9 protein-coding genes are annotated in these 13,556 nt (G+C 69.3%); 6 read left to right on the forward strand and 3 right to left on the reverse strand.

Annotated elements, in window-relative coordinates:
* Positions 1-48: 48 nt before the first annotated feature.
* From OG579_RS20660 to OG579_RS20670, 3 genes are all read left to right on the forward strand, one after another.
* The gene (locus OG579_RS20660; protein WP_328857479.1) at positions 49-1,194 is read left to right on the forward strand and encodes an SRPBCC family protein; all 1,146 of its coding nucleotides are present in this window, start codon (positions 49-51) and stop codon (positions 1,192-1,194) included.
* Between the two features lie 94 nt (positions 1,195-1,288).
* Complete coding sequence (locus tag OG579_RS20665) at positions 1,289-3,670, forward strand: MMPL family transporter (protein ID WP_408068708.1); 2,382 nt, start codon at positions 1,289-1,291, stop codon at positions 3,668-3,670.
* Between the two features lie 103 nt (positions 3,671-3,773).
* Positions 3,774-4,643 (forward strand): Bax inhibitor-1/YccA family protein, encoded by an 870-nt coding sequence (locus OG579_RS20670; RefSeq protein ID WP_328857481.1) that lies wholly within the window; start codon positions 3,774-3,776, stop codon positions 4,641-4,643.
* A 74-nt stretch (positions 4,644-4,717) separates the two neighbouring features.
* On the opposite strand, the gene OG579_RS20675 is transcribed toward OG579_RS20670, so the two are convergent.
* The gene (locus tag OG579_RS20675) at positions 4,718-5,938 is read right to left on the reverse strand and encodes an acetyl-CoA C-acetyltransferase (RefSeq protein WP_328857482.1); all 1,221 of its coding nucleotides are present in this window, start codon (positions 5,936-5,938) and stop codon (positions 4,718-4,720) included.
* A gap of 75 nt (positions 5,939-6,013) precedes the next feature.
* Positions 6,014-6,979 carry an SGNH/GDSL hydrolase family protein gene (locus tag OG579_RS20680; protein ID WP_238981194.1) on the reverse strand — a complete coding sequence of 322 codons (966 nt, stop codon included), beginning with the start codon at positions 6,977-6,979 and terminating at the stop codon, positions 6,014-6,016.
* A gap of 110 nt (positions 6,980-7,089) precedes the next feature.
* Between OG579_RS20680 and OG579_RS20685 the strand changes: the two genes are divergently transcribed.
* Genes OG579_RS20685 through OG579_RS20695 form a run of 3 tightly spaced genes read left to right on the forward strand, consistent with a single transcriptional unit; the run spans position 7,090 to position 12,798 of the window.
* Complete coding sequence (locus OG579_RS20685; RefSeq protein WP_045822035.1) at positions 7,090-8,496, forward strand: cystathionine beta-synthase; 1,407 nt, start codon at positions 7,090-7,092, stop codon at positions 8,494-8,496.
* The gene (locus OG579_RS20690; protein WP_328857483.1) at positions 8,493-9,665 is read left to right on the forward strand and encodes a cystathionine gamma-synthase; all 1,173 of its coding nucleotides are present in this window, start codon (positions 8,493-8,495) and stop codon (positions 9,663-9,665) included. The genes OG579_RS20685 and OG579_RS20690 overlap by 4 nt, the downstream gene beginning before the upstream one ends.
* 43 nt (positions 9,666-9,708) lie before the next feature.
* Entirely contained in the window at positions 9,709-12,798 is a 3,090-nt protein-coding gene (locus OG579_RS20695; protein WP_328857484.1) for a BTAD domain-containing putative transcriptional regulator, read from the forward strand.
* Here the strand turns inward: OG579_RS20695 and OG579_RS20700 are convergent.
* On the reverse strand, positions 12,788-13,510 hold the full coding sequence (locus OG579_RS20700) for an LpqN/LpqT family lipoprotein (protein WP_328857485.1): 723 nt from the start codon (positions 13,508-13,510) through the stop codon (positions 12,788-12,790). The two genes, OG579_RS20695 and OG579_RS20700, sit on opposite strands and share 11 nt — an antisense overlap.
* Between the last annotated feature and the right edge of the window lie 46 nt (positions 13,511-13,556).

Below are 13,556 nucleotides of genomic sequence, written 5' to 3' on the forward strand. Positions count from 1 at the left end.
ATTCTCCCCACCCCTCGTACAGACGAACAGTTGGAACGCTGACACCTCATGACGCGCATCGACATGGCCACCGATCTCGACTGTTCCGTGGAGCAGGCGTGGAAGCTGCTGACCGATCCGGCGCAGAAGAACACCTGGTCGCCGGTGCTGACCACCGTCGAGGATCCGGGTGGGGACGACCGGATGGACCGGCCCGGCGCGATGCGCGAGGTCAACCTCGGCACCCCGGTGTGGAACACGGTGCACGAGGTGGTCACCGTGGCCGACGAGCCGCATCGATTTGACTACGTCGTCTACAAGAGCCCGGCTGTTCTGCGTAATTACCACTGCCGCATCGACATCGATCCCAAGGACGACGGGTGCGCGGTCCGCTACACCGTCGACGTCGACTTCGTCTCCAAGTTCGGCGCCCTCGCAGAACCGGGTGTGCGACGAGGACTCGAACGCTCCCTCGCCGGGTTGTCGGCCCAGTCGAAGCTGCTGCCGGCGACATCCGATCGCGGCCGCCCCGCGTCGCGACGACGTCCACGCCGTTCGACGGCGATGCTGCTGCGCCCCGAGGCGGGGCGGCAACTCGAACACCAGAGGCACCTCGCCGCCGAACTCGCCGCCGAGGGTGACCCCAAGTACTGGTTCGCCCGGATGGTCGAGCTGACCACCGAGGAACTGCTCCGCCTGGTCGACGCCGAGGTCTTCGCCGAACCCGAGTGGGTGCTGCGCCTGCTGGCGGCGATCCATCGCCGGCATGTCTCGGTTCTGCACAGCTATCGCACCGACGGCCCGGTGCCACCGCGCTGGCGGGCGGCGTGGGGTGCGTGCGACGAGATCGGTGACGGTCGCCGATTCCGGCATATGGCCGGAGGCGTGGTGAGCGCAGCACAGGCCCACATGAACGAGGACATGCACCGCGCGCTGGCCGAGGTCTACGACGTCCACTACCGGGACACGCGTCACTACAAGGAGTTCCGACCCGACTACCTGCGGATGGCGCCGATGTACGGTGCGGCGCTCGACCGGCTCATCGCCGACATGCCGGCGCCGCTGATGCCGCGGCTGTTCCGCCTCAGCCGCATCGTGGCCCCGGAACTGCGGGACTCGCTGCTCCGGCGCTGCTATTACGACGTCGAGCGCGACCGGATGCTGGCCTTCGAACGCGGCTATCACCTCACCCGCGACGGCGTCGGTCGTCGCTGACTCGCGCCCCGCGGCGTTCTCAGCCTCGGCTGCTACGTTGACGAATCCCCACCGATTGATCACAGCGTCGATCTCGTAGCCGGAGGCCATCAGCGTGCTCGCCCGTTCGACCCGTCGGGTGACCGCCGCACCCCGTGTCGTCCTGGCGATCGCCGTCGTGTTCGTCGCCGTGTGCGGCGTGCTGGGCATCGGCGTCGCATCCCACCTGTCGGCGGGCGGTTACAGCGACCCGTCGTCGGAATCGGCGCGGGCCGACCAGATGCTCGAGTCGGCGTTCGGTCGCGGCGGACTCCAGGTGGTCATCGCCCTGCGGATGCCTGCCGACGGCGACATCGGCTCGGACGCCACCGCCACCAACCTCGCCGGTGACATCACGAAATCGCTGTCTACCGATTCCTTTGTGCAGCAACCGATCGTGTCGCTGTGGCAGAACCCCGACTTCGGTGCATCTCTGCGCAGCACCGACGGCCGCACCGGCCTGATCGTGTTCTCGGTGCTGGGCGGTGAACGTGACGGCGCCCGCCACGCCCAGGAGATCGCCGACCGTTTCCGCGACACCTCGGGCATCACCGTGACCGTGGGCGGCGAGGCGCTGGCCTACCGCCAGGTGAACGACCAGACCTCCCGCGATCTCGCCATCGCCGAGGCGATCGCCATCCCCATCAGCTTCGCGCTGCTCGTCTTCGTGTTCGGTGGGCTCGTCGCCGCGGCCATCCCGATCGCGATCGGCATCGTGTCCATCATCGGCACCGCCGCGATCCTGCGTGTGTTGACCTCGTTCACCGACGTCTCGGTGTTCGCGCTCAACATGGCCACGGCGTTGGGTCTCGCGCTGGCGATCGACTACACCCTGCTGATCGTCACCCGATATCGGGAGGAGATCGGCAACGGGTTCGACCGCCCACAGGCCCTGCTGCGCACCATGATGACCGCCGGTCGCACGGTGATCTTCTCCGCGGTCACCGTCGCCCTGGCGCTCTCGGCGATGGCGATCTTCCCGATGTACTTCCTACGCTCGTTCGCCTACGCCGGTCTCGGGGTGATCCCGCTCGCCGCGATCGCCGCCCTCGTCCTCACCCCGGCCATCCTCACCGTGCTCGGTGACCGCGTCGACGCCGGTGACGTCCGCCGCCCCCTACGTCGCCTGTTCCGCAGACCGCCGCCGACGCCGGGTACGCCCGAGACCTCGATCTTCTACCGCACCACCCGCGTCGTGTTCGGGCGTCCGCTCGTGATCGGAGTCGTGATCACCGCGTTCCTCCTGCTCCTCGGCGCCCCCTTCCTCGGCATCAAGCTCGGCTTCCCGGACGAACGCGTGTTGCCGTCGTCGGCGTCGACCTATCAGGTGGGGCAGCAGCTGCGGACGGCGTTCCAGACCAACGCGTCCTCGACGGTCACCGCCGTGCTGCCGCGGGTGGGAACCGATGCTGCGGCGAACACGGCGATCGAGACCTACGCCGCGCAACTGTCACAGGTCGCCGATGTCGAGTCGGTGACCACGGCCGCCGCCTCCTACGTCGACAACCGCAAGGAGGGCAGCGGCGACCCGGGGGCGAGCGGCTCGGCCGGGCAGTTCGTCACCATCTCGACCGCGCTCGATCCGTTCTCCTCGGCCGGGACACGACAACTCGATGCGTTGCGCGCGGTGCCGCGCCCCGCCGACACCCCCGTGCTGTTCACCGGGCTCGCACAACAGAACGTCGACAACGTCGCCGCGATCACCGACCGCCTGCCCCTGGTGCTCGGGGTCATCGCGATCACCACCGTGCTGCTGCTGTTCATGCTGACCGGCTCGATCCTGTTGCCACTCAAGGCGCTGGTGCTCAACGTGCTCTCGCTGAGCGCGACCTTCGGCGCGATGGTGTGGATCTTCCAGGACGGTCACCTCGGTGGTCTCGGGACGACGGTCACCGGGACCCTCGCGGCGACGATGCCGGTCGTGATGTTCTGCATCGCCTTCGGACTCTCGATGGACTACGAGGTGTTCCTGCTGTCGCGGATACGCGAGGAGTGGCTGCGCACCGGCCGCGCCACCCGGGTCGACAGCGAGACCGCGGTCGCCTACGGACTGGCCCGCACCGGCCGCGTCGTCACCGCGGCGGCGGTGTTGATGGCGATCGTGTTCGCGGGCATCGTCGCGTCGCAGGTGTCGTTCATGCGCATGTTCGGGCTCGGTTTGATGATCGCCGTCCTCGTCGACGCGACACTCGTCCGCATGCTGCTGCTGCCGGCCATCATGAAGCTCGCGGGGCGGGCCAACTGGTGGGCACCGGCACCTCTGCGTCGACTGCACGACCGCTTCGGACTCGCCGAACCCGGCCTCCCCGCTCCGCCGCGCCCGCCGGGGGAGACCGACGACTCGGCACCGCGTCGCGGGGGCATCACCAGGTCCCCGGCCCGCCCGCCTGTCGCCCGGGGCGCGCGGACGCGGGTGTCGTCGCCACGGCTTTCTGCGACAAAGGTCAAGAGGAAGTAAAGTCGAACCGGAACTCACCGACGACCTCGGTCGTTGAACGGGTAATCGCTCGACCAGTCGGTCAGGGGCGAGGAGATCACAGACGAATCGAAGGGACCAGACGGTGCGAGAAAGTAGCAATCCGGTGATGCGGGGTGTCCTCCGCGACAACCAGAAGGCGGGTGGCTATGCCGGGTTCGGGACCGGGATGGCCGGTGCCGGCCAGGGAGCCGTGTTCGGCCAGGCCGGTCAGCCCCAGCAGGTCGACCCCTACGCCCGCCCCGGGCAGCCGGTCGGCTCCCGCTCACTGACCATCGACGACGTCGTCACCAAGACCGCCAGCACCCTCGGCGTCCTGATCGTGTCGGCAATCATCTCCTACTTCCTCGTGCACCAGAACGAGGGCCTGGCGATGCCGCTGCTGCTGATCGGCGCGCTCGGCGGCCTCGCGCTCGTCCTCGTCGCGACCTTCGGGCGCAAGCAGGACAACCCGGCCATCGTGCTCTCCTACGCGGTGCTCGAGGGTCTGTTCGTCGGCGCGATCTCGTTCGTGTTCGCCAACTACGCGGTCAGCGGCATCTCCGCCGGGGTGCTCATCGGGCAGGCCGTCCTCGGAACGTTCGGTGTCTTCGCGGGCATGCTCGTCGTCTACAAGACGGGCGCCATCCGCGTCACCCCGCGCTTCACCCGCATGCTGTTCGCCGCGATGATGGGCGTCATCGTCCTCATCCTCGGCAACCTGGTCGTCGGCTTCTTCAACGGCGGCTCGGGCCTGGGCCTGTACGACGGTGGCCCGCTGGCCATCATCTTCTCGCTGGTCTGCATCGGCCTGGCGGCGTTCAGCTTCCTCGTCGACTTCGACTCCGCCGACCGCCTCATCCGCGCCGGCGCACCGGAGAAGGCAGCCTGGGGCATCGCCCTCGGCCTCACCGTCACCCTGGTGTGGCTGTACGTCGAGATCCTGCGACTGCTCAGCTACTTCAACTCCGACTAGCACCCGATGACGCAGAGAACCCCGCACCCTCTCGAAGGGGGTGCGGGGTTCTCTGCGTTGCGGGAGAGGTGCTCTCAGCTGAGGCGCTCGAGCACCATCGCCATACCCTGACCGCCGCCGACGCACATCGACTCGATGCCGAAGGTCTTGTCGTGGGTGGTGAGGTTGTTCAGCAGCGTGGTGGTGATCCGCGCACCAGTCATGCCGAACGGGTGACCCAGCGCGATCGCACCGCCCGACACGTTCAGCTTGTCGTGGTCGATGCCGAGCTCGGCGGCCGAACCGAGCACCTGGACGGCGAACGCCTCGTTGATCTCGACGAGGTCGATGTCGGAGATCGACATCCCGGTGTTCTTGAGCACCTTGCGGATCGCCTCGATCGGACCGAGACCCATGATCTCCGGCGACAGGCCTGTCGCCGCGGTCGCGACCACGCGCGCCAGCGGGGTGAGGCCGAGTTCCTTGGCCTTGGTGTCGCTCATGATGACCAGCGCCGCGGCGCCGTCGTTGAGCGGACACGCGTTGCCGGCGGTGATGGTGCCGTCGGGACGGAACACCGGCTTGAGCTGAGACACCTTCTCGTAGGTGGTGCCGGCGCGCGGACCGTCGTCGGTGGAGACCACGGTGCCGTCGGGCAGGGTCACCGGATCGATCTCGCGCTCGAAGAAGCCCGACTTGATGGCCTCCTCGGCGCGGTTCTGGCTGAGCACACCCCAGCGGTCCTGGTCCTCACGCGAGATGCCGGTCATGGAGGCGACGTTCTCGGCGGTCTGCCCCATCGGGATGTAGACGTCGGGGATGAGGCCCGAGCCGCGCGGATCGGTCCACGCGGGGGCGCCGCCCTGTGCGGCCTTGTCGGTGCGGGCCATGGCCTCGTCGAACAGCGGGTTCTTGCTGTCGGGCCAGCCGTCGGCGCTGCCCACGGCGAAACTGGAGACGCTCTCCACGCCGCCGGAGATGAAGACGTCGCCCTCGCCGGCCTTGATGGCGTGCAGCGCCATACGGGTGGTCTGCAGCGACGACGAGCAGTAGCGGTTGACCGTCACGCCGGGGACGTGATCGAGGCCGAGCTCCACGGCGACGACACGGGCGATGTTGAAGCCGCCCTGTCCGCCCGGCTGACCGATGCCGAGGTGGATGTCCTCGATGTCGGCGCGGTCGAGTGCGGGCACCTTGTCGAGTGCGACCTGCACCATCTGGCGGGCCAGTTCATCGGGGCGGAGATCCTTCAACGAGCCCTTGCCGGCTCGGCCGATGGGCGAGCGCGCAGTGGAGACGATGACGGCTTCGGGCATGACGAGGCTCCTCAGGAGTTCGTGGGTGATGCGTGGGCCAATCGGACGTTACGCCATCACCGTCACGCGACCGACCTAACGCTCGGCCAACGCGACCTCGGCCCGCCTGCGGCGCAGTCTGACCGGCCATCCGAGGCGCCGGCGCACACGCACCACCAGCCGATTGTTCTCGGCGAACTCCGAGACCTCGGGCGGGTCCGGCAGAGGTCCTGCGCCCCATTCGCCGATCGCGGCGAGCACCTCGGGGAGCATCGTCTGCGCGGCGAGCAGATACCCCGCCGCCGACGGGTGGTAGTTGTCCGCGGAGAACATCCGCTCGGGGGCGGCGAGGAACTCCTTGGCCAACAGATCGGCCAGGGGGACCGGGCGTCCGCCGGCGGCGCGCACCTCGTGCTCCTGGGCGGCGGCGAGCCGGAAACCCCACTGCCGCAGCACCGATCGCAGTGGCTGGGGGATCGCGGTGACCGCCCCGAGGTCGGGGCACGTGCCCACGATGACGTGCGCGTCGACCTCCCGGAGCCTCCGGACCGCCGACCCGAGCCGCCGCGCCGCGGGGCCGGGGCGGTTGCGGGCGGTGATGTCGTTGGCGCCGACGAGGATCACCGCGACGTCGGGCGGGGCGCCGGCGATGAGCATCGCGTCGACCTGTCCGGACAACCCGCGCGAGGTGGCACCGACGATCGCCTTCGTGCTCAACCGCACGGAGAGACCGCTCTCGCGACACAGCATCCGGGTCAGGGCCACCCCCGGTGTCTCGTCGGCGACGTCGGCACCGAGTCCGGCGGCGGTCGAGTCGCCGAAGACCATCAGGTGCAGGTCGAACTCGCTGCGCGGGGTGATGCGTTCGGGACCGGATCCGTCGGGGAGATAGAGGCCGTCACCGTTGGGGGCGTTGTCGGTGCGGTGGGGGATCACCTCGCGTGCGGTGCGCGCCTGACCGGTGAGGAACGAGTACACCGCCCACCCGGCGCCGGCACTGCCCGCCGTCGCCGCCACCGTCGCGGTGACATCGCGGACCACTCGCCGCCGGGTTGCAGGCACGGGTTCAGCGTATCGGCTCGGACCGGTCGAACCGGCGCGGAGGCCGAGGGCTCGCCGGGTCGAGGGCATCGCCTGCGACACCTCGCGCGCGGGTCTGGAACGATGGACGCATGCGCATCGCCAATCACGTCGTCGACCTGGTCGGCGGCACCCCGCTGGTCAAGGTGAACTCGGTCGTCAGCCCCGGATCGGGGCTGGTGGCGGCCAAGGTCGAGTACCTCAACCCCGGTGGATCCTCCAAGGACCGCATCGCGGTCAAGATGGTCGACGCCGCCGAGGCGTCCGGGGAGCTCAAGCCCGGCGGCACGATCGTCGAGCCCACGTCGGGCAACACCGGCGTCGGCCTGGCCCTCGTCGCCCAGCAGCGCGGGTACCACTGCGTGTTCGTGTGCCCCGACAAGGTCGGCGAGGACAAGCGCAACGTGCTCAAGGCCTACGGCGCCGAGGTCGTCGTGTGCCCGACCGCGGTCGCCCCGGAGGATCCGGGCAGCTACTACAGCGTCTCCGACCGGCTGGTCCGCGAGATCGACGGCGCGTGGAAGCCGAACCAGTACGCCAACCCCGCCGGCCCGCAGAGCCACTACGAGACCACCGGTCCCGAGATCTGGGCCGACACCGAGGGCAAGATCACCCACTTCGTCGCGGGTGTCGGCACCGGCGGCACCATCACCGGTACCGGCCGCTACCTCAAGGAGGTGTCCGACGGTCGCGTGAAGATCATCGGCGCTGACCCGGAGGGTTCGGTCTACTCCGGTGGCACCGGTCGCCCCTACCTCGTCGAGGGTGTCGGCGAGGATTTCTGGCCCAGTGCCTACGACCCGTCGATCCCCGACGAGATCATCGCCGTCTCCGACGCCGACTCGTTCGACATGACCCGACGTCTGGCCCGCGAGGAGGGCCTGCTGGTCGGTGGTTCCTGCGGCATGGCGATGGTCGCGGCCCTCAAGGTGGCCGAGCGTGAGGGCCCCGACGCGATCGTCGTCGTCCTGCTGCCCGACGGCGGCCGCGGCTACATGGCGAAGATCTTCAACGACCGGTGGATGAGCAGCTACGGATTCCTGCGCACCCCGCTCGACGGCAAGGACAAGGGCGACCCGTCGGTCGGCGACGTGCTGCGCGGCAAGTCCGGCGCCCTGCCCGACTTCGTGCACACCCACCCCTCGGAGACCCTGCGCGACGCCATCGAGATCCTGCGCGAGTTCGAGGTGTCGCAGATGCCCGTCGTCGGTGCCGAGCCGCCCATCATGGCGGGCGAGGTCGCCGGTGCGGTCACCGAACGTGAACTGCTCTCCGCGGTGTTCGAGGGCCGCGCGAGCCTCGCAGACCCGGTCTCGGCCCACATGGGTGAGCCGTTCCCGCTGATCGGCGCCGGCGAGCCGGTGTCGGCGGCCACCAAGGCCCTGAGCGAATCCGACGCGCTGATGGTCGTCGAGGACGGCAAGCCGATCGGCGTCATCACCCGTCACGACCTGCTGGCCTTCGTCAGCTCCTCACCCCGGATCGGAGCATCGTCATGAGTGAACAGCGCAGTCGTGTCGACGCGAGTCGGTGGCAGGGCTTCGGTACCAAGGCGATCCACGCCGGGTACGAACCCGACCCGCTGACCGGCGCGGTCAACCCCCCGATCTACGCCAGCTCCACCTTCGCCCAGGACGGCGTCGGCGGGATGCGCGGGGGCTTCGAGTACGCGCGTACCGGCAATCCCACCCGACAGGCCCTCGAGGGCAACCTCGCGGCGATCGAGAGCGGTTCGTACGGACGGGGATTCGCCTCCGGTATGGCGGCGACCGACGCGCTGCTGCGCGCCACGCTGCGTCCCGGTGATCACCTGGTGATCCCGAACGACGCCTACGGCGGCACGTTCCGACTGATCGACAAGGTGTTCACCCAGTGGGGGATCACCTACTCGGTCGCCCCGGTCTCCGACATCGACGCGGTGCGTGCGGCCATCACCCCGGCGACCAAGTTGGTGTGGGTCGAGACGCCCACCAACCCACTGCTCAACATCGGTGACATCGAGGCACTCTCGGGTGTCGCCCACTCCGCCGGCGCCAAGCTCGTCGTCGACAACACCTTCGCCTCGCCGTATCTGCAGCAGCCGTTGACGCTCGGGGCCGACGTGGTGCTGCACTCGACGACCAAGTACCTCGGCGGGCATTCCGACGTCGTCGGTGGCGCACTGGTCACCGACGACGAGCAGCTCGACACCGATCTGGCGTTCCTGCAGAACGGTGCCGGCGCGGTCCCCGGACCGTTCGACGCCTATCTGACGATGCGCGGCATCAAGACCCTCGCGGTGCGCATGGACCGGCACAGCGACAACGCCGAGAAGATCGTCGAGTACCTGCAGTCGCATCCCAAGATCGAGAAGGTCCTCTACCCGGGCCTCGAGTCGCATCCGAACCACGCCGTCGCGGCACGGCAGATGAAGCGCTTCGGCGGCATGATCTCGGTGCTCGTCGCGGGCGGCGCCCCGGCGGCGCAGGAGTTCTGCGCCCGCACCGAGGTGTTCACACTCGCCGAGTCGCTGGGCGGCATCGAGTCCCTCATCGAGCACCCGGCGGCCATGACGCACGCCTCCACCGAGGGCTCCCTGCTCGAGGTCCCCGCCAACCTCGTCCGCCTGTCGGTGGGCATCGAGGACATCGCCGACCTCCTCGGCGACGTGGAGAACGCGCTGAGCTGAGCGAACCGCTCCCCACACCTGAGAAAATGCTTAACATCCACAGGTGGAATACCGGCTTCTCGGGCATATGGACGTGCGTGCGGGTGCACGCGACGTCGTGCTGGGTGGGCTGAAACAGCGAGCTGTTCTGGCCGTGCTGCTGCTCAACGCCGGATCCACGGTCGACATCGACCGACTGGTCGACGCGATCTGGGGAGACGATCCGCCCGCCAAACCGGTGGCATCGGTGCGCGCCTACGTCGCGAACCTGCGTCGGGCGTTGGACGACGTCGACGAGCATTCATCGACCGCGGTGACGACCGATGCGTCCGGCTATCGGGTGGACGTGGGTCCCGGTGAACTCGACGTCGCCACCTTCGACGACCTCACCGCCCGCGGACGCCACGAGCTCACCGCGGGGGACGCCGGTCTCGCCGAACAGACCCTTTCCTCAGCGCTCGCACTATGGCGCGGGCCGCCGCTGCTCGAGTTCGCCGGACGATCGTTCGCCGATGCCGCGATCCACCGACTGACGGCTCTGCGGACGACCGCGGCGGAGGGACTGTTCGAGGCCGGTTTGGCACTCGGCCGCGACTCCGAGCTCATCCCGGGGCTCGAGGATCAGGTGCGGATCGACCCGCTCCACGAACGACTCTGGGGTCAGCTGATGGTCGCCCTCTACCGGTCCGGGCGCCGGGCGGAGGCGTTGGCGACCTACGCGCGGGCCCGCGACATCCTGCACGCCGACCTCGGAGTCGCACCCGGTGCGGCCCTCGAACATCTCCGCCGCGAGATCGCCCGAGAGTCGGGGGATCTCGATCATCGTCCCCTGCATCTGCAGGTGAGAACCATGGTGGTCGACACCGTCGCACACCACCGACTGGTGGCACGCGACCGTGAGCTCGAACTCCTCGGTGACGCCGTCACCACGACTGCGCGGGGTCGCGGGACGGTCGCCGTCATCCGCGGCGATTCGGGTACCGGTAAGTCGTCGCTGGCCGCAGCCGTTGTCGACGACGCCGCCGACCGTGGGTTCGGCTTCGCGTGGGCGGGGCACACCGGCGGACTCCGGGAGCCACCGATGTGGACCTGGGTGCACGTCATCAGGCGGCTCACCGAGACCGCCTCGGCAACGGTCGTCGACCGCGCACGAGAACTCGCGCCCGAGGTCTTCGCGACCGCCGCCGGCCGCCGATCCTCCGCCGAGACGACGATCGCCGCCGATTCCCGCTTCGAGGGCGCCGAACAGCTCGTCGAGGTGATCGCTCTGCTCGTGTCCGACACCCCGACCCTGGTGGTCCTCGACGATTTTCATCACGCCGAGAAAGCGACTCGCGAGGTCCTCGAACTGCTCTCCCCGCGCCTGCGTGAGATCCCGCTGCTGGTCCTGGTGACGTGGCAAGACGTGGGCGCCGACCGCCCGTTGCGCCCCAAAGCCTTTCATCGGCTCCTGAGCCGCTCGGAGACCCTCACCATCGGACTCGGCCCGCTCGACGTCGACGGTGTGCGCGAACTGGTCGCCGTCGAGACGCGCGTGCGAGCGCATCCGGATCTCATCGACGCCATCCACGACCGGACCGCGGGCAACCCGTTCCACGTCCGTGAGCTCGCCCGCCTGCTCCACGTCGGTGGACATCTCGATGCCGACACACGCGAGATCCCCGATGCCGCAACACCCGACGCGGTCGCCGGGGTGGTCCGACGTCGGCTCGCGGTACTCCCGCGACGCACCCGCGAGGCGATCGGTGTCGGCGGGCTGATCGGCGCGTCCTTCGAGGCGGCGGTGCTCGCCGAGACGCTCGACACCGACGACACCGACCTGCGCGCACGTCTCGCGCCGGCCTGCCGGTCCGGCGTTCTCGTCGCCGGCGACGAGGTACCGCATCGTTACTGGTTCACCCACACCGTGATCCAGCGGGTCGCGGCCGACGAACTGCCGTTCGGTGACCGCGAACGTGCCCACGCCCGCATCGCCGAGTCGTATGCCACGCGGGCGCGGGTCGGCGGGTACGACCAGGCCATGGCCGCTGCCGATCACGCCTGGCGTGCGGGTGTGCACCTCGAGCCCGCCGTCGCCGCGGCGTTGATCGAGGGTGCGCTCCGCGGCGCGGTCTCGCGCGCGGAGTACCTCGACATCGCCGAACTCACCGAACGCGCGGTGACGATGCTCGAACGCCTGCCCGACGACGATGCCCGCCACGACCGCGAGGCGCGGTTCTGGATGCAGCGTGCGTCGGTGCTCGCGGTGTTGACCGGACACAACGCGCCCGAGACGGAGGAGGCGTTGGCGAGGGTGTTCCGTGCCGGCGCCGCCATGACCTCCGGTGCGGAGTTCACCTCCGCGGTCGCGCTGCGGTGCGCGATGTTGGTGGGAACCGCCGGATACCGGGAGGCCGCGGTGCTGGGGGAGAAGCTGATCGATCGGTTCCTCGCCGACGGCGAGCCGGCCGCCGGTGCGGCGGGCTACTACGTCCGAGCCGTCGCGGCGTTGATGGGTGGCGATCCCGACGGTGCGATCGCCGCGGTGGAGACGCTGACGAGCGAGGTACCCACCATCGACCCCGCGGACAACCTGCTGCTGTTCGACATACGGGCGTTCGGTGTCGCCGCGCTGGCGCATGCTGTGCGGGGCGACCACGCGTTGGGTCGTGCCGTCGCACGCACCGGGATGGACCTGGCACGGTCGCGATCCAACGGGTTCGCCGAGGCGATCCTCGCGGTGAACCGCCTGCAGGTCAACGCATACTGCGGTGTGGTCGTCGGCACCGCGGACGAGTCGGCGGCGCTGGTCGACACCCTCACCGCGGTGGGTGCTGTCGACCTGGTCGGGTCGGCGCGTCTGATCGGTGCGTGGGCGCGCGGACTCGAACGCGACGGCGACGACACCACCGGTGAGATCCGAGATGCGTTGGCGCTGCACACCTCCGGCGGCATGGTCGTCTTCGTGCCCCTCTATCTGCGGTTGCTGTCCGAGGTCGAACAGGCACACGGGTATCTCGACGACGCCCGCGTCAGCGCGCAGCGTGCGGCGTCGACAGCACGAGCGCACGGTGAGGTGGCCTGGGATACGAGGCCGGCCGTGCGACGGATGCTGCACACGGCCGACGCCCGACTCCTCGGCGACACCGAGACGGGCGCCCCGCTCACTGGCTGATGGTCGCCCCGTCGATCGCCTTCGCGGCCGCACCGAGGATCTCGGCCTGTGCCTGATCGCTGGTTCCGTTGAGCTGCAGGATGTACGTCACGCCGTCACCGGGGATGATCACGGTCTTCTGAGCGCTCAGTGCCTCGGTGCCCTCGAGGTCGTAGGTGGCGGCGATGTCGTAGGCGGGATATCCCGAGAGCGTGGTCGTGCGCTCGTCGACCACGGAGGCGCCCTTGAGGTTCTTGATCTCCCCGGGTGCCGCCTCGATCAACGCCTGCGCGTCGACGGTGCCCTCGAGCTTCGACAGCAGTGCGATGAAGTTGGGCTGATACGACGCCTGTGAGGCGTCGGGTCCGGTGTATTCGATGGCCGCGTAGGCATAGTCGGGTGTCTTGTCGCCGGCTGTCGACCATCCTTCGGGCATGGGGAGGTCGATGGTGGGCGCGCCCTCCGCGCCCGGCTTGAGAGGTGTCTCCACGATGTTGTTCTGCTTGATGTAGTCGGCGATCGTGAAATTCGTTCCGGTGGCGTCGATGTCGCGGGGCACCAGCGCGCCGGTCGACGGACTCGACGCCGCCGTGGAGGCGGACGCCGACGACGACGTCGCCGACGAGGTGGAGGGGGAGCTGCTGTCGGAGGAATCGCTGCTGCATCCGGCCACCGCGAGAGCCGCGGCGGCGCAGGTGGTGACGGCGAGGAGTCGAAGGGTGCTGTGGGTCATGGCGGCACCGTAGCGACGGCCGATTGGAGATCGATTGGATCGCGGG

The organism is Williamsia herbipolensis (genome assembly GCF_036153515.1).
Classification (GTDB): Bacteria; Actinomycetota; Actinomycetes; order Mycobacteriales; family Mycobacteriaceae; genus Williamsia_A; species Williamsia_A herbipolensis.

Excerpts from the sequence above, each read along its gene's own strand:
- OG579_RS20660 (WP_328857479.1), top strand. The coding sequence starts at position 49 with ATGACGCGCATCGACATGGCCACCGATCTCGACTGTTCCGTGGAGCAG.
- OG579_RS20675 (WP_328857482.1), bottom strand. The coding sequence starts at position 5,938 with ATGCCCGAAGCCGTCATCGTCTCCACTGCGCGCTCGCCCATCGGCCGA.
- OG579_RS20685 (WP_045822035.1), top strand. The coding sequence starts at position 7,090 with ATGCGCATCGCCAATCACGTCGTCGACCTGGTCGGCGGCACCCCGCTG.
- OG579_RS20690 (WP_328857483.1), top strand. The coding sequence starts at position 8,493 with ATGAGTGAACAGCGCAGTCGTGTCGACGCGAGTCGGTGGCAGGGCTTC.
- OG579_RS20700 (WP_328857485.1), bottom strand. The coding sequence starts at position 13,510 with ATGACCCACAGCACCCTTCGACTCCTCGCCGTCACCACCTGCGCCGCC.